Genomic DNA, 17203 nt, shown 5'->3' on the forward strand with positions numbered 1-17203 from the left:
TTACCATGCGGATGCCGTCCGCCATATGACCAGGGCATTCATGCGCCCGCGTCCGCCAAGGCGGACCCTACTGATGCTTTCGGCTACAACTGCCAACGCGCGGCTCGAGCAAACTTTTCCTTCAGCTTCTCCGTCATCGGCCGCTTCTTCCACTCATCCAGCGTCACCTGATGGCAGTGCTTCAGGTCGTCGTCGAACAGCCGCTCCTGCACTTGTGCCAGGTCGGCGTCGAACACGTTCAGGTTCGCTTCGCCGTTCAGGCGGAAGCCGCGGTTGTCGAGGTTGGATGAGCCGACCGACGTCCACAGCCCGTCGACGACCATCAGTTTGCAGTGGTACATCGTCCGTTCGTACAAGTAGATCTCGATGCCCGCTTCCAGCATCTGCCCCCAGCAGGCCCGCGACGCGTGCAGGGTGATCATTTTGTCGGTGGTCGTACCGGGGATGACGATCTGCACCTGCACGCCACGCTGCCTGGCTTCGATCAGGCAGTTGATCGTGAGCTGGTCGGGCACGAGGTACGCCGTGCCGAGCAGGATACGCTTGCGAGCCGCCGCGAACGACAGCAGGTACATGAGCTGCATGCTTTCGCCGCCGCCGCCGGGCCCGCTCTTAAATACCTGCCCGAGCTTGTGGCCGGTCTCGGCCAGCAGGGGAAAGTAGTGGTCGCCGTGAATGACTTTTCCCGTCGCCTCGATCCAGTGGTCGGCGAACGCCGCCTGTAGCGATGCGACGACCGGGCCGGTGATGCGATACTGGTTGTCGCGCCAGTGGTCTTCGTCCTGGGCGTTGCCGAGCCATTCGTCGGCGATGCCCACGCCGCCGGTGAAGCCGAGCTTTCCGTCGATCACCAGGATCTTCCGGTGGGTGCGGTGATTCAGCCGCCCGAACGACAGCACATCCGACTTACGGAGAGGGTTGTACAGTTCTACATCGCAGCCGGCATCGGTCATGCGTTTGACGTAGTCGTCATCGAGCTTGTTGGAGCCGACGGCGTCGATCAGGATGTGGACCTTTACGCCGGCTTTGGCGCGATCGGCGAGCTTTCGCGAGAACTTCTCGCCGACTTCCCCTTCCCAGTAGATGAACGTTTCGAGCGTAATACTCTTCTCGGCGGATTCGATCGCTTCTAGCATCGCGGGGAAGATCTGATCGCCGTTGACGAGGGTGTCCACGTTGTTGCCGCCGACCATCGGGGGGCCGAGAAGGAATCCCATCGTGCGGAGGAACTGGGGGTCTTCGATGCCGTAGAGGGATTCGATCTTGTAGGGGTAGCCCGGCGGCAACCCGCGCCCGCCCACCGCCACCGCGCCGGCGGTGCCGATCGTGGTCACCACCCGCGTGACCGCAGTTGTCGATTCCGCCATTGCGTATCCTCGTTCAAAACCTGGCCGAGACAGACCGCCGACGAATGTCGGCAGTCGTTCGCGGAGACGATGATAGGCTTTGCAACGTGGCGTATTCTGGTCACTGGAAGACGGCGTCGATAACCCGGGCGCCCATTCCACAACCGACTTCCGGCGTGTCATTGCCAAACGTGCCGGACTGCCGTAACCAACGTACCGCGACGACCGAGAAGTCTGTCGGCCAATCCTACAAGTCCGACGTGCGGCGTCGCCCCTTGCCGAACGCTGAGAACTTTCGCGACCAGATCGTCAGGAGAGGTACTGGGAAGCCACGCCGCGAGGCAAATGAGTGCTGCGGCCGGACTTCGACTTACTCCGCCTAAGCAATGGAAGAGCACCACTCGATCGCAATTGGAGACTTTACGGGCAAACGCGATGATCTTTGCCGCATCCGTCTCCGTCGGCGGAACCTCGGTCAGTCCGTTTTCTGCCGCCCACCGGCGGCGGGCCGAATGACGGAGGAGCGCCTCGGGGTCGTCATTCTCGGGAACTTCGACGTCGTCAAAATGTAGGTCGAGACGACAATCACATTCATACCCAACCGCGGGTTCACGGCTCCCGTGAATGGACAGTACGCCGCCGATTTCCCTCGTTGATTTCTGCCGTAAGAACATCGCGGCCTCGGAGTAGCCGAGGATGACGAGCGGTGGATGAACCAATCGGCTAGTCCTTGGTCCGCTGTGCGGATCCTACAAAGGCGGGCGAGGACGCCCACGCTCCCACGCGTCCGCCAAGGCGGACCCTACGGGTGCGTATCCGTCGGCGGCAGCCCCTCGACCGGCTTCAGCTTCCACTTCGGGCTCTGCCCGAAGAATCGGCAGGGGTTGTTCATGAAGACTTCGTTCGCTTCGGCCTCGGTGTGGCCGCGACGGCGGAACTCGAGGCAGGTGTCCGTGAGCCATTGCGGGCCGCTTTCGCCCCAGTCGCTGGCGCTGTTCACGCAGAGCATCTTCGTGCCGTAGATCTCCATCATGTCGACCGCCCGCTGCGGCGTCACCTTGCTGACGGGGTAGATCGTCATCCCCGCCCAGAAGCCGTTGTCGCGGGCCATCTTCATCGTGTGCTCTTCGCAGTGGTCGATTAGCACCCGCTCGGGCTTGATGCGCTTATCGTTCTTCAGGATCGAGGTGATGATGCTCGTCCCCTTGTGCTTGTCCTCGAGGTGCGGCGTATGAATCAGGATCATCTGGTCGTACTTCGCCGCCAGGTCCACCTGCTCTTCGAAGATGGTGATCTCGTTGCGCGTGTTCTTGTTCAAGCCGATCTCGCCGACGCCCAGCACGTGTGGGTTGTCGAGCATTGGCGGGATCAGCGCGATGACCTCGCGGCTGAGGGTGACGTTCTCGGCTTCCTTGGCGTTGATGCACAGCCAGCTGTAGTGGTCGATGCCGTATCGCGCGGCACGCTTCGGCTCGACGTCGATCAGGTGCCGGAAGTAGTCGTGAAAGCTGGAGGCCGACGAGCGGTCGTAACCGGCCCAGAATGCGGGCTCAGAGACGGCGACGACGCCGCTGCGGGCCATGTACAGGTAGTCGTCGGTCGTTCGGCTGACGCAATGGATGTGGGGGTCGATGTATTTCATGGGAGGTTCCGTAGGGTCCGCCTTGGCGGACGCGGAACGATCAAAAAGGTCACCAGCTTGCCGCGATCGCGTCCGCCAAGGCGAACCCTACTTCGGTCCCGGCGTCTTGTCCGAAAAGATCATCTGCACCTGCTCGGCGCGGTTGCCCTTGCCTTTCAGCAGCACGTCGAACGCCTCGCGCAGCTTGGCCACGCGGGGGTCGGCGGACAGCTTCGCGGGGCCGCCTTCAGCCCGTTCGATGCGGTCCAGGTCGGCGGCCAGGGACAGGGTTCGCCAGCGCATTTCGAAGTAGTACGCGTCGAGCGTCTCTTGAGCGTCTCGCATATGTGTATTGTATCGGCGAAATCCGGCGGAAGTAAGGCGAATGGCAAAGTAGGGTGGGCTTCAGACGACCGATTGCGTTCGACAACCCGTTGTCGGGGCGGAGGGCGAAAGTCGCCATGCAAGGGTGTCGCAGGACGCCGTGAGCCGATTGCTTGTGCAGCGCAGTTGGCGAGGGCACACAACCAGTCATCGCGAGGGTCGTTGTGGGATGAATCCCACCCTACGTTATTCCCCGGTCGCAGCGCCGCTCAGGTCATTCCCGGCGATCGGCAGGCTCTGGATTCCCGTCGGCTTGGGCTCGAGGTACACCGTACCCCAGGTGTTCGGGCGGGCCTGGGTGATGACCAGTTTCGGGGCCGACCAGTAGTACTCGGCGGCCTGCTGGTAGTTCCGCACCTGCGCGTTGTACGCCATCACCGTCTGCGACGGATCGAACCCGTGCAATGCCTTGGCGGGGATGAAGATCTCGACGACATAGCGGTCACTCAGGATGCGGACGGCGTTCTTGATGTCGGGGTGCGGAAGCTGGGTCGCCCGGATCGCCGAGCCCGGCACGAACCACTGCCCGACCACGCCGCCGACGCCATCCCGCGACGGGAAGTCGACCGGGACGAAGAAGAAGTGGTGGGCGTTTTCGTCGTAGCTCATGCGGTCGCCGGCGACCGGCTTGGTCGAGACCCAGAACTCGATCGAGTCGCGGCTCCACCACCAGCCGTCGGCCGGGGCGGCGGTCACCTGGTCGTCGAACACTTCGAACGCGACATACAAACCTTCGTCGCGCCAGCCAACGAGCATGTTCGGCAGCGCCAGCTTGCTGCGTTCGTTGCCGACCGTGCGAACCGCCTTGACGCCCGGCAGCTTCGCCGAGGCCGGCCAGTCGCTGATCTCGCCATTGAGGCGGGGGGCCTTGGCCAGGTACGGAATCTTCACCGTCGGGCGCGCTTCGGTCGGCTCGCGCCAGACGTCCTTGCGGGCGTCATTGTAGCTCTGCTCGTGCAGCGAGTTGAGGATGGGCGTGGTCGCCTTGACCGCGTCGGCGAGAGTCTCGTACTTGCGGTCGTCCACATCCACGATGCCGAAGTTGGCGTCTTCACCGTCGCTCAGACGGCCACTGGGGGGCTCGTCCATCCACTGGAACCAGTCGGCGCCGACGATGTACGGCACGCGGCTCAGGCGGGTCGTGAACAACTTGTACGCTTCGGCGCGGGCCTGCTGGTCCAGCACCTGCGACGGGAAGCCGACCATGTTGCGATTGCCGCTGCGGCCGTCGAGCGAGTGGAACGAATACTCGGTGATGATGATCGGCTGACCCGATGCTTCGTACGCGCTCTCGAACATCTTCTTGTCGAGCATCGCATCGGCGACGTAGTAGTTCAGCGACTGGGCGTCGGTGAAGTCGCGGCTGGCGGCGACGACTTCCGGCACCATGTAGCCGCGGTAGCGGACGCCGAGGATCAGGTGGTGCGGGTCGTACTTCCTGACCAGCGCCGTCGTGATGCGGAAGTAGTCCGTCGCGAGCGTGAACAGCCACTTGCTGCCGAGCGTGCGGTAAGCCTCGGCGGGCTGGCGGGGGAGCGTCGTCCATTCGTCGACTTCGCTGAAGTCGCAGATGGAGGTGCTCCAAGCGGCGTTGAACTCTTCGGTCGTCGGCCAGATGCCGCGGATGACCTTCATCACCTGGGTGCGGTTGGGGTCGCCAGCCGGCAGGTTGTCGAAGTAGAGGCTAGGACCGACGGCGGCGTCGCCCCAGTCGAGCTCGTTGTCGGTGTAGTAGCCGACGAGGTTACGGTTGTCGCGAAGCGGGGTGACCTGCTTCTTGATCGTCGCCTCGACGTCTTCCGCCCACTCGGCCGAGTAGAGCCGGTTGGTACGTTCGCGGAGCCAGGTCCAGACGTTCAGGTCGCGGGTGACCGGGATGTCGTGGTTGTGGAAGATCGGGTGCGACCAAGCGCCGATGCCCTTGAAGCCGACATCCTTCACGCGGGCCAGGGTGGCGTTCGCCCAGCGCTCGGTGGCCTGCTCGCGATTGCCGCCGAGGTCGAAGTCGCTGGAGATGTAGTCGGCGGCGTCGCGCTGGCGGCCTTTGAGGGTCGGCTGCACGGTGGTGACGCTATTGATGAACTCGCGCTTGCCGGTCGGCGAGACGAACCACCAGACGCCGGACTCGTCCTTGCCGAGCCGCCAGAAACCCTCATGGCCGCGGAGGATCGGAAAACGATCGGCCAGCACAGCCTGCTGGGCCGCCGGGTGGGTGGCGGGGCGGGTGGTCGGCTGGGTCGCCGGGATCTTGGAATCGGGGGTGGAGGCGGTCGGGTCCGTGCGAGGCGTTTCCTGAGCGAACACCATCTGCACAGGGTTGCCGGTCAGGAAGACCGACAGCACGCACACGATCGAGATGATGTTTCGCTGCCTCTTGGACATCTTACAACTCTCTGGCCGCGAAGCCGCGTGGGTGAGTGTCCGTTCTGGCCGCGGTGGCGGCCTGTACAGCAAACGGTCATTCACGTACGCCGCGTATCGAACTCAACGACAGAGACCTTTGGTCGGTTCGGCCGTTTTCTTTTCGATGCCGCGCTTCGGGTCGTCGTGACGTCATGTGCGTCACAGTTAGAGATGCCGCAGACTTCACGAGGCTTGGCAGCCCGGAAAGGGGCACCTCTGTCCGTCACGTCGAAGAACCAAACGCAGCAACAGTTGTATCGGCACGTCATGTACTGATTCTTGGTGGAAAATCGACCGTCGACAAATGGCTTAAGTTTTTATTTTGAATGAACTTACATTTTCAATTTGGGCTATTTTAGGGGTTATTTTTTTCACAAAGTATCTCAACCCTCGGTCCCGTCCCAAGTTGCGTAACCGTCACATATCGGTCCTAACAACCCCGATCGGTCTTGAAGGAGTTCCCGGCACCGATATGATGGGAAACAGGGTCCGATGGATCGGCCCGGTTGTCGGTAGAACCGGCGACGAACGCAGATGTCCAAGGATGGACGCCATGCACATTTCTCGCCCAGTCGTGATTCTTTCCCGCTGGTTGCCGGTCCTGGCGATGGCACTGGTTGTGGTCGGAGGATGCCGCCGCAATGATCCGCCGGCGGCGATGCTCGCCGACACTCCCGAAGAAATGCGACCCCCCGTACGCCCGAAGGCGGATGCCATTCCGCCCGCGGTTGATGATGCGCCGGCGGGGCAGGAAAGCGTCCAGGCTCTTCGGGAGCGGATCGAGCGGCAGAACCGTCTGTTCAGCAGCAACACCACGGCTGAAGCACCCCTCAGCCGATCGCAGCGCGCATCCACCGACAGCGCCGGCGACCTGTCGCACCTGCCGTCGCCGCGGCCGCCGGCCAGGGCAGAGCGTGAGCCGGGTGGTGCCTCAGACAAGCCGATGTCGCGGCCACCTGAAGGCGCCGCGCGGGACCGCGCCGAACCGGCCGTCTCCGTGAAAGAACCACCGAGCCGCACACCGCCGCCGGCGATTGTTCCGGACGTCCCGGTGATCGTGCCCGCGACCCAGCCCCAGCCGCCCGCTCCCCAATACGCCAAACCGGTTGACCGGGTCACGACGACCACCACAACCGACGCGGACGTCATGGCCCGCGAGTTTGCCAGGCGTCTGAAGGAACACCCGACGGATGCGGCGGCGCACTTCTACCACCAGATTTTCCGGTTCCTGCGCGACGAATCGATCCCCGATCTCGGCAGCCTGTCTCCGTTGCCGCCGGACGACCGTGAGATGCTGTCGGTTGCGCTGGACGGGATCAGCGACTGGATCCGTAAAATCCAGACCGATCCCAATGCGTTGCCGTCTCGCAAGCTCGCTCCGTTGCTTCGCATGGCCGAGCGGTTGAGAGAGCTGACGGAGCTTTCGATCCCCACCATGTCGCTGTGCAGGCGCGTGGACGGATTCGGCATCTATGAGCCTATGGCATTGTCTTTCCGTGCGGGACTGGAGCACGAGACGATCATTTACTGCGAGGTCGAGAACTTCACCTCGCGACTGAACGAGAAGCAGCTCTGGGAGACCAAGCTGTCCATGGAAGCGGTGCTCTACAACAGTGCCGGCGATGCGATCCTGCGGGGCAAGGACAACGTCCCGATCGACCTTTGCCGGAATCGCCGGCGCGATTTCTTTGTCGTCAAACGCCTGAAGCTGCCGGCCACGCTGGCGGCCTCCCGCTACATTCTGAAGGTCACCATTGTCGACGAGCAGGCCAAGCGTGTCGCTGAAAACAGCCTGAATCTCATGATGATGGCTCAGTAGTATTGGTGCTCTGTGCAGAGGCTGTGAAGTCAGCAAGGGCGGGCGGGGATTCCCCCCGTGTGCCGCATCTGCCGAATCGATAGATTGTCGTCCAACCCGGGCGCATCGCTGGGCGGCAGATGTCGGTTGCCATCCTTACCCGCTGCGACTATGACTCACCGACGCCCGAGCCCCGAAGGTGAGTGTCGATGAGATCAGATTTCCGAGACCGCGCCGTCCTCAACTCGATTCTACGGCTGACGCTGTTGCTGGCCGTCGCGACGACCGCGGTCGGCTGCGGCGGTGGCCGGCTTATCACCATCAAGACCGTGCCCGCCGACGCCTCGATCGTCGTAGACGGCGTTCCCCGACCGAAGGCACCCATTACCGAGCGGTTCAGCTTCGGCGGCGGCCAGTTTCATACCGTTTTTGTCAGCCGGCCCGGCTACACCGACAAGACCATCCTGCTCGACGGGACGAGCGAGCAAACCGAGGTGACTGTAACGCTCAAACCCCGCAGCCGAAGGGTCCGGTTCATCGTCACGCCACTACCGGCGATCGTGAAAATTGGCGGCAAGCCCGTTGCAGATGCCGCCGTGACCCAGGCCTCGACTGAACTGGAGTTTGCCGTCGATGCTTCCGGCGGCTGGATACCTCATGTCGTGTCGGCCGAGCGGCCCGGCTTCCGACGGACCGAACGCGTCATCCGATTCACCGACGCCGATGCCGTCTACACGCTGCCGCTCGAACCCGAACGCAAGACGGTTGTCATCAAGACCGAGCCGGCGGGCGCAGATGTCATCGTGGACGGCACCAGTTTCGGCCCCAGCCCGGTCACGCTAGAAGACCTGGTCATCGCGACCGACCCCCAGACCAACGCCTGGGTCGATCGAGCCGTGCAGGCGATCAAGCCCGGGTACGAGCCGGCGACGTCGAAGATTTCGTGGGACAACGGGCAGACCGAATACCTGCTGAAGCTCGGCATCCGCACCAAGACGATCCGGCTGAAGACCGAACCGCCCGGCGCCATCGTCCGGATGGGACAGAAAGTTCTGCCGCACAAAACCGACGGACTGGTCGAACTGCCGCTGGACTACGCTCCGCTGAATGCCAGCGGTGAGATGCCTGTTCATGAGCTCACCATTTCGCCACCCGCCGGCGCAAACAACCCGGCGACGACGCTCAAGATCGGCTGGGAAGAGGGCAAGGTGGATTACGCCGTCACCCTGAGCCCGCCCCCTAACGCCACTGCAACTGCCACGACCAAGCCGGCCGTGACGACAGCCGTCGCAACCCTGCCGTCGTCCCCGGTCACCCCGGTAACGACCCGGCCGGCGGTACCCACCACGACCGCGACCGCGGCCACAACGCCGTCGGTTCCGCCGATCACCGGAACCGGCGCCGGACTCGCGATGATCAAACCGGCGTTTCGGTTGGAAAAGAGCCGATGGTTCGTCGACGCCGACCCTCGGAAAGTGCCGCTCACCCGCGACGTCAACGAGCCCGACGGCCGCAAACCGGTCCTGGTCGCCAGGGCACCGGCCGGTGCAACTGTTGACGGCGTGGTGACGTCCCCCGACGGGGGCATCGTCGCCTGGGCGACGCTGCGTGCGGTGGACGGCTCCCTCCGTTCACAGCTGTTCGCTCACACCGTCGCGTCCAACAAGCCGCCCGTTGAACTCACCGACGGTCAGGCCCTGGACCTGATGCCGTCGTTCTCCCCCGACGGCCAGCGGCTCCTGTTCGCCAGCGACCGCATCAGTGCCGGACAGCTCGCGACCTACGAAGTCATGATCAACCTGCCCGGCTTCGCCGTTCGCGCCGCGCCCGGGGAAACGTCGGACACCGAGCTTTGGCCTTCGCTCGATTCGTCGCCAAGACCCCGGCTGTACACCGAATCCCGTCCGACCGACGGCAGCCCGTCCCGACTGGTGGCGATCGAAACCGTCACCGGCAAACGCACCGACCTCGAACACCCCGGCACCCAGCCGCGCATCAGCCCGCGGTCCGACGCGATCGTGTTCGTCAGAGGCGATCCGAACACCGGAAAACGCGACATCTGGCTTCTGAAGATCGGCGAGAACGCGCCGGTTAATCTCACTCGATCCCCCAACGACGACGATTTCGACCCGACCTGGTCCAAGACCGGCAGCCGGATCGCGTTCGCGTCGGACCGCCGACTCCCAGGCCATTCGTCGCCCGCGCAGCCGTCGGCGGCACCGCCGATCACCGAGTCCGACATCAACCTTTGGGTTCTTCGCGTCTCCAAACCTTCGGAAGCGATCCCGGTCACGCAGAACCCAGCGCGCGACGACAACCCCGCCTGGAGTGGCGACGATTCGGCGCTTTACTTCCGGAGCAGCAGAGGCGGCGAGTGGGGTGTCTGGAAGGCAGACCTGCCCAAGTGAGTGGAGCGTTCACTAGCCGGGCCAATCACTGGACGAACGTCACGTCCACCTTGGGGAGAAGGGCTTTGATCCTGGCTTGCGTTTCTGCCGGGTAACCTTTGGGGCGCAGGGCGAGGGTGATGGACTTCAGATGCGCGAACGCGGCGAGGGCAGGGATGCGCTCATCGGGGAGCGGCAGCTTGTCCATGGTCAGTGACTCCAGCCCGGTGATGCCGGCAATGAGGGCCAGGTCGGCGTCGGTCAGCTTGCTGCCATCGGTGACCGAGAGCTTCCGCAAGGTTGAAATGGCTTTGACGGTGTTGAAGGCGTCGGCGGCGTGGAACCCTTCGCCGAGCTGGATCGATTCCAATGGAAGGCTGGTGAGGTTCTTAAGAGCGGCCGGCGTGGCGTTGAGCGTGCCGAGCTCGACGCTCTTGAGTTTCGTGAGCTTCGCCAGGTGAACCGCGCCTGCGTCGGTAAACTTGGCGTGCGCGAGGCTGATGCTTTCGAGGTTCGGCAGGTGCTCGCAAAGCTGCTTCAGGCCCTCGTCGTCGATGCTGCTGCCGCGATGGCTGACCCGCGTAAGCTTGGTAAACCCCTCGAACTTCGCATACCCGCGGCCGGTAATCTTGGTCCCGACGAAGGAAAACTGCTCCAGGTTCTTCAAGCCCGCGAGCTGCTCCATACCGGCATCGGTGAGTGAGCCGTTATTGGTGAAGCGAAGCGTTTTCAGGTTCGTGAGCTTCGCGATGTGCGGCATCCACGCGTCGTTGAACTTCGTCGAGATGACGTTCAGCGACTCGAGCGTCGTGATATGCCCCAAGTGCTCAAAGAACACCGCGTCGTAGGGGTCGGTCGTGCGCTTGTCGTGCGGGCCGGTATTGGCCACGGCGAGATCGACGAGCCTGAGGCCCTGGCCGTCCTCGGTCTTTTCCACCTTGCCCTTCGCGGCCTCGACAGTGCGGACGACGGCTTCGACGTGGGGATCGGCGGCGAGGGCCGAGCCGGTGCAGAGGGCGCACAAGAGTGCTGCGAGCAGGGGGGTGTGTTTGGTTGTCATGGTGCTCAGGCTGGTTCTCTCACGCGTGACGGAGGTCACGGTCATAACTTGGGGAAGATCGCCGGCGTCGGGAAGCGTTCTTCGTGACCCGAGCCGCCGTCGTTGAGGTACTCCTCGCGAGGCACTGCATGCCGTGGCCAGCTGGTCGGGCGGACACGGACGACCCTACCGGGGCGCATGCCCTCGGTGATGAGGTCAGTCTCAAATCGGATCTGTATCCCGCTGCTTCCCAGCGGGATCGGGCCCTCGGCCTTGGTGACGGCGATGATCTGGCCACCGGCGGCCATGTGATCGGGCCCGTAGGCCCCGGCGGAGTGCTTCAGGGTGTTCTCGGCGGCGGCCATAAGCGTGGGGACATCCTTCTTGAAATCGGCGTAGAGGGCGTCGTCCATGCCGCCGAACAATGTCGCCGTCACCGTCGCGCGGCCAAACTTGCCGTACTCGACGTGATCGACCCAGGCTGGCATCCAGTAGCTGCGGACCAAGGCGTTGTGCGCCTCGGTCTGACGTTGCGCGGCGCGCTGCATTGAGGTGTCGTCCAGCCAGATGTCCGCGACGTGGAACTGGTTGAACACGCTCTCGGGTGTGGGGTGCCACGCGATGCCGAGCAGCACAGCCTGATCGCCGAGAGACTTCTTTCCCGTCGCCGGCCAGGTGCCGTCGGCAATCAGGTCGGTAAGGCTGAGGCATTCACGGCCGCGCCAGATGCGGGTGCCGGCATTGAGGGTGAACTTCTCGGCGGTCGCCTTGCCATCGCCGCCTTGCTTCGTTTCGCGGCTGGCGAGGATCGCCCCCTCGTTGTTCTGAAGGTCCACCTCTTTGAGCTTCCAGACCTTGCCTTCACGCAGGCAGAGGCTGGGTTCGTCTTCGATCAGGAGGACGTGATTTTCGGCCGGGCGCTCGGTGGTTCCTTTCTGGATCACCGGCACGGCGGAGGTCTTCGGGTCCGGCGGGAGAAAGGCGCGGACGTGCAGCATGGTGCCCAGCGGAATGTCTCGCAGATCCGCCGGCGCACCGCGATAGCGGACAGCGCCGTACGGAAGCATCGCGAAGGGCTGCGGGCTGTTCCGGAAGAACATACCTGGGCCTTGCACGCGGATGCTGCCCCGGCGATTGGCATGGTCCACGAACGCCAGTTCGCCGCGGTAGGACGCCGCCTTTTCCAAAGGAGGAAACTTCCCCGGTTCCGGGCGGAAGGACTCGTCGGCAGCTGTGGCAAAGCCTGCAAGCAGGCAGACGCCGAGACAGAGGGTCGCGAGCCATTTTGGATGCGGGAGCGATGTCATAGTTCGATCACCTTGTTGCTGTCGCCGAACTTGTCCGTCTCCACACCCATGCGCTGGGCCATCAGGAGCAGCAGGTTGCTCATGTGGGCATTGGGGTTCGCGGGGCGGCTGCAGAGCGAGTAGTGCTCGCCGGGCTTGTCGAGCTGGTAGCCGTTGAAGTGCCCCTGGTTGAAGTCGAGGTGGCTGCCGTGCTTTAAACCCAGGTCCGTACCCCCGGCGAGCACCAGCGGGAGGTTGGCGTTGCCGTGGCTGTGGCCGTACGACATGCCGCTGCCGAAGAGCGCCATCGTCGAGTTCAGCAGCGGCTTGCCGTTGACATCGTTCGTCTCGGCGAGCCGGGTGAGGAAGTAGCTGAACTGCTCGATCGCGAACGTGTCGTAGTTGGTGAGCTTCTCCATGTAGCCCGGATCGCCGCCGTGATGGCTGAGCTGATGCCGCGACTCGGTGATGCCGATTTCGGGAATCGCAAAGGCATCCCCTTCGCCGCCGAGGCTGAAGGTGGCGACGCGCGTCACGTCGGTCTGGAAGGCAAGGACCATCAGGTCGTAGACGGTGCGGAAGTACTCGCCGGCAAGGGTGGCGGGGATGTCGCGGTTGGTGCGTTTGCGATCGGCGTCGGAGACGGTCGGAAGCGGCGTATCGAGCCAGGCATCGGCCCGCCGCGTACGCACTTCGGCTTCGCGGACCGAGGTGAGGTACTGATCGAGGCGTCCCTTGTCGGCCGATCCCATCTTCTGCTCGAGTTGACGGACTTCATCGAGGTTGGCGTCCAGGACGCTGCCCTTGCGGCGCAGGGCCCGCCGCTGTGTCGCCATGCCGCCTTTGGGTTCGGAGAACATGGACGCGAAGATTTCGCTGCAACGACGCATCGAGGGCAGCCGAACACCGTCGGCCGTCCAGCCGAGCGATTCGCCGGTGAGGGCAACTTCCATCGAGGAGTATCGGGTGTGTTTCGCGGTGATCTCGGCCATCTTCTGGTCCACCGAGATGGTGTTGCGGTCTGAAGGACCGAGCTTGCCGCCGGTAAGCCAGACGGAGATGCAGTTGTGGTGATGGCCGATCGCGCCCGGGTGATACAGGCCGCTGATGGGCGTAATGACCTGGCGATGCTTTTCGAGCGGCTTGAGCGATCGGGAGAACTGGTAATCCTTGCCCGGCGTGGTGACCTGGTAGTTGAGCGAATGCACGCCGTTCGCGAGGTAGATGAAGGCGCTTCGCCGCGGCGAGACGGTCTTCTCCTCCGCCGCCAGCAGCGGGACCATGCAGTCGAGCATGGGCAACGCGATGAAGCTGCCCAGGGCACGCAGGGCGTGCCGGCGGTTGATCAGCCAGGATTGGGAGAGGAAGTGACTCATAGGAACTGTTCCTTTGTGGGCAGTTTCGCAGGCGGCGGACGTTGTGGTGCAGGCGTCCCGCCTGCCGTTGCAGCCGAGACGGCTGCACCACAATCTCCTCATCGCTTTCGCATCAGTTCGGACTCGGCCACGGCGCGGACGATGTCTTGCACGCCGTAATTGTTCTTCTTCGCTGTCGCCGCGATCGCGTTGATGTCTTCCCGGTCGTCCACGGTGAGAACCCGGCGAAGGGCGTAGGTGCAGAGGTGCTCGATGAAGGCCCGCGCGATCTGGTCGCGGTTCTCGATCAGGAGCCGCTTGAACTGGACAGGGTCGGCGAAGGACCGGCCGTCGGGCAACACGCCGGAGGGATCGATCAACGGATCCTCACCAATCCCCTTTTCGACCTTCTCACGGGTACGCCATTGACCGACGGCATCGTAATTGTCCCAGGCCAGTCCCAGAGGATCGATCTTCGCATGGCAGGCGGCACAGTTCACGTCGCTCCGGTGCGCTTCGATCTTCTGGCGGAGTGTGGCCTTGGGGCTTTCCGGCGGGTTGGGTTCGATGGCGCTCACGTTCGCCGGCGGGGGTGGCGGCGTCTTGCCGAAGATCGCTTCGCTGACCCAAACCCCGCGGTGCACCGGGCGATGGCGGGTACCGTCCGACGTCAGACCCAGCACCGCGCCCATCGTCAGCAGACCGCCGCGACGATGCTCGGGTTTGAGCGCGACGCGCTGAAAGCCCCCCGACTTCGGCTCCGGAAGACCGTAGAAGTCGCACAGGCGCGGGTTGGCCATCGTCCAGTCGGACTCGATGAAGCCGTCCAGAGGAAGGTTCTTTGAGAACATCTCGCGGAAGTACTCGATGACCTCGCCGCGCATGCTCTCTTCGAGCCAGGGGTCATAATTCGGGTAGAGCTTTTTGTCGGGCGGGAACATGCCCAATCGATGCAGCTGCAGCCACTGCCGGGTGAAGTCGTCAATGAAGCGGTTGGCCCTTTCGTCGGTCAGAAGCCGACTCACTTCCTTCTTCAGGCCGTCGCCGCTCAGGGTGCCGCCTTTGGCGGCGCTGAAGAGGCGGTCGTCGGGGGTTGAGCTCCAGATGAAATACGAGAGCCTGGAGGCCAGTTCCCAGTCGGTGAGTCGCGCGCGGGCCGTCGGATCGCCTTCAACGAGGTAAATGAAGTGCCGGGAGGTGAGCACGCCCTGCATCGCGATACGATAAGCGTCGGCGGTCTTCTCACCGGCGTCGCGCTCGGTGCGGTAGGCTTTCAGATACGTCGCCAGTTCCTCAGGCTTCGCCGGGCGTCGCCAGGCGCGCTCCGCGAAACGCTGCAGATGTTCCGCGACCACTTCCAGGCTGGCGTCATCGGGCGGGAGCAGGCCGTCGCGGCGGGACTTTTCCGCGTCCGTGACGAGCGGTCCTTCCCATTCGATCCAGTCCAGCAGCACCGTGGAGAACAGGCCGTTCCCCTTGTCGTCGAACATCTGCGGGGCGTTGGGGTTCAGCAGCAGGGTCTCGCTGCTGTGCGTAAAAAGATACTGGGAACTGCTCAGCGCGTTGCGGAAAGCAGCCCCTTTTCTTCGGTCCACGCCATTGGTCGCCACCACGCAGAAATCGAGCGACGTCGGCATCTCGAGGAACACTTCAAACTCGTAGACCTGGGGCTTCTCTTCCGGTGCGGTCAGGTCGAACTCGATGAGACCATCGACGGTCTCCTCGCCGGTTCTCTTGCCGATGCTCAGGTGCGCCGGCTGGCCGCCTGGCGGGCGGATCCCGCTGGCCTGGATGCGAAATTTGTACAGCCCGCTGTGTTCAGGACCGGTCTTGCCCAGCCAGTTAGGCGACAGCGCGGTCTCCGTTCGACCGGGGAACAGCAGATAGCGCAGCGGCCGTTTGATGCCGAAGCGGTCCAGGGCGGCTTGCTGGTCTTTCCCGGTCCCATAGCGAAGATCGACAGCGGTTTTGCGGACCTTGCGGGCAGTCACCGATGTGGTGGGGAAAGCGCGATCCAGGACGAGTTCCGCCGCCCGGTAGTATCGATCGACATGCGACGGCGACAGCGAAAGTTGCGACCCGATCCTCTCGAAACCGTGCCACAGCGCATCTTCGTTCAACTCGCCGGGCTTGGCCGGATCGTAGCGCACGCCGAGCAGGTCGTAGACGGTGTTCTGATACTCCTTGCGACTCAGACGGTAGTGCGTTACCGGCGGACGGGTTGCCATCCGGGCCGCCCGGCCCTCCTTGAGCCGCGCGTCCAGGCTGGTGACAAACGCAGCGATCTCCGCCTGCGAGGGTCTCTTCTCCTTCTTCGGCGGCATCTCGCCGGAGTTGACCTGCTCGACGACTTCCGCCCAGTGATGTGTGTCGGCACCCTTGGTGAAATCGCGCGAGAGGCGGTCGATCCGCAGGTCGCCTTTCTCCTTGTCCGGGCCATGGCAGCGGACGCAGTGCGTATCGAGAAACGCCTCAAACGGTTCCGCTCCGCGCGCGGCACCCGCAAGGCCCAGGCCCAGGCTGGCGGCCAGGAGCAGGCTTGAGCGGGAGAACATTCGAAGGTGAAACATGAGTGTTGGTTTGGTGATCAATCCGGACGAATAACCGGCGATAGTTCAACTGAAATGATCGCTCGCGATTCACTGGACGTCCGCCCGTCCTCGCCGTCCGAACAACAACAATACCACTCGAAACGATTTGCGCTGCCGAACCATGGATCGGCCGGCGGCGATCAGCAAACAATCTTCCTCAACGGTTGGTTGGCGCGGCAGGTTTGCGTGACCCTGCGTGACGTGGTTCTAGTCGGAAATGTCGACGATGGCGGGCGTGGCGAGCGGTGTGCTGGCGGCGCGGTGCATGAACCCTGTCTCAGTTGGCAAGATACCAATCGATCGGGCCGTTGGATCGCCCCCACAGCATCCAGCCGCGGGCCTTGTTGCGCCATTCGACGCGGTTGTCGCCGAAGAGCATGTTCATCCCCTCAGGCGACTGTCCGTCCGGGCGGTCGTGGTTCCATGCGAGGGGGGCTGCTGGCGTGGTGTCGGTGCCCAGGTAATCCGCAGCAATCACTGCGTCCCCGTTCGGGCGACGGTAGTCGGGAACCTTGACGAGCCAATAGGACGACTTGAGCCAGAAGGGGAACTGATAGGTCGCGGCGATCGTGCCGCTCTGGAAGGTCCACCACTCGCTGGGCGTTCGACGCTGGTAATTGCCGGGGCAGTAGAAAACATCCCGGGATTCGGCGTACTTCTCCATCGTTTTGGCGACGGAGGCCGTCAGCGACTTGTATTTGAAGACGTGGGGGTTGGTCTGATCGAGCCCGCTGGGGCGAACCGGAAGCTTGCCGCCGTTGGCCGCGCGGTACGCATTGAGCGCCGTCCCGATCTGTCGGAGATTGCCCGCGCACGCCACTTTCACGGCCGTCGCCTTGGCCTTGCCAACGGCAGGGATGACCACGCCAGTCAATGCGGCCACGATGCCGACGACAATCAGCAGCTCGACCAGCGTGAATCCTTTATTCCGCCTCTGCAACGGCACTCCCGCGTTCCGCACCCGACAGCTACCGATCTAAGGACCTGACCCGT

Annotated in this window: 11 protein-coding genes; 2 read left to right on the forward strand and 9 right to left on the reverse strand. The window is 63.6% G+C overall.

From position 1 onward, the window contains the following. Window positions 1-83: 83 nt before the first annotated feature. The 4 genes from IPV69_RS20145 to IPV69_RS20160 form a co-directional block, all read right to left on the reverse strand. A complete protein-coding gene (locus IPV69_RS20145) occupies window positions 84-1367 on the reverse strand; it encodes a phospholipase D-like domain-containing protein (RefSeq protein WP_206291516.1) in 1284 nt (427 codons plus the stop codon). Window positions 1368-2148: 781 nt separating this feature from the next. Next, window positions 2149-2988 (reverse strand): TatD family hydrolase, encoded by an 840-nt coding sequence (locus IPV69_RS20150; protein WP_206291517.1) that lies wholly within the window; start codon window positions 2986-2988, stop codon window positions 2149-2151. Window positions 2989-3075: 87 nt separating this feature from the next. After that, entirely contained in the window at window positions 3076-3312 is a 237-nt protein-coding gene (locus IPV69_RS20155; protein ID WP_206291518.1) for a hypothetical protein, read from the reverse strand. A 225-nt stretch (window positions 3313-3537) separates the two neighbouring features. Next, window positions 3538-5733, reverse strand: a complete 2196-nt coding sequence (locus tag IPV69_RS20160) for a sugar-binding protein (protein WP_206291519.1) — start codon at window positions 5731-5733, stop codon at window positions 3538-3540. Between the two features lie 574 nt (window positions 5734-6307). On the opposite strand from IPV69_RS20160, the gene IPV69_RS20165 reads away from it, so the two are divergent. Both IPV69_RS20165 and IPV69_RS20170 read left to right on the forward strand, forming a co-directional pair. Next, window positions 6308-7573, forward strand: coding sequence for a hypothetical protein (locus tag IPV69_RS20165; RefSeq protein WP_206291520.1), 1266 nt, complete (start codon window positions 6308-6310; stop codon window positions 7571-7573). A 188-nt stretch (window positions 7574-7761) separates the two neighbouring features. Continuing rightward, window positions 7762-9960 carry a PEGA domain-containing protein gene (locus tag IPV69_RS20170; RefSeq protein WP_206291521.1) on the forward strand — a complete coding sequence of 733 codons (2199 nt, stop codon included), beginning with the start codon at window positions 7762-7764 and terminating at the stop codon, window positions 9958-9960. 25 nt (window positions 9961-9985) lie between these two features. On the opposite strand, the gene IPV69_RS20175 is transcribed toward IPV69_RS20170, so the two are convergent. From IPV69_RS20175 to IPV69_RS20195, 5 genes are all read right to left on the reverse strand, one after another. After that, entirely contained in the window at window positions 9986-10999 is a 1014-nt protein-coding gene (locus tag IPV69_RS20175; protein ID WP_206291522.1) for a leucine-rich repeat domain-containing protein, read from the reverse strand. Between the two features lie 41 nt (window positions 11000-11040). Next, the gene (locus tag IPV69_RS20180) at window positions 11041-12285 is read right to left on the reverse strand and encodes a hypothetical protein (protein ID WP_206291523.1); all 1245 of its coding nucleotides are present in this window, start codon (window positions 12283-12285) and stop codon (window positions 11041-11043) included. Further along, window positions 12282-13640, reverse strand: a complete 1359-nt coding sequence (locus IPV69_RS20185; protein ID WP_206291524.1) for a DUF1552 domain-containing protein — start codon at window positions 13638-13640, stop codon at window positions 12282-12284. The genes IPV69_RS20180 and IPV69_RS20185 overlap by 4 nt, the downstream gene beginning before the upstream one ends. A 98-nt stretch (window positions 13641-13738) precedes the next feature. Further along, on the reverse strand, window positions 13739-16189 hold the full coding sequence (locus IPV69_RS20190) for a DUF1592 domain-containing protein (RefSeq protein WP_206291525.1): 2451 nt from the start codon (window positions 16187-16189) through the stop codon (window positions 13739-13741). Window positions 16190-16487: 298 nt separating this feature from the next. Then, on the reverse strand, window positions 16488-17150 hold the full coding sequence (locus IPV69_RS20195; RefSeq protein ID WP_206291526.1) for a type II secretion system protein: 663 nt from the start codon (window positions 17148-17150) through the stop codon (window positions 16488-16490). Between the last annotated feature and the right edge of the window lie 53 nt (window positions 17151-17203).

This window comes from Humisphaera borealis (assembly GCF_015169395.1).
GTDB classification, from domain to species: Bacteria; Planctomycetota; Phycisphaerae; order Tepidisphaerales; family Tepidisphaeraceae; genus Humisphaera; species Humisphaera borealis.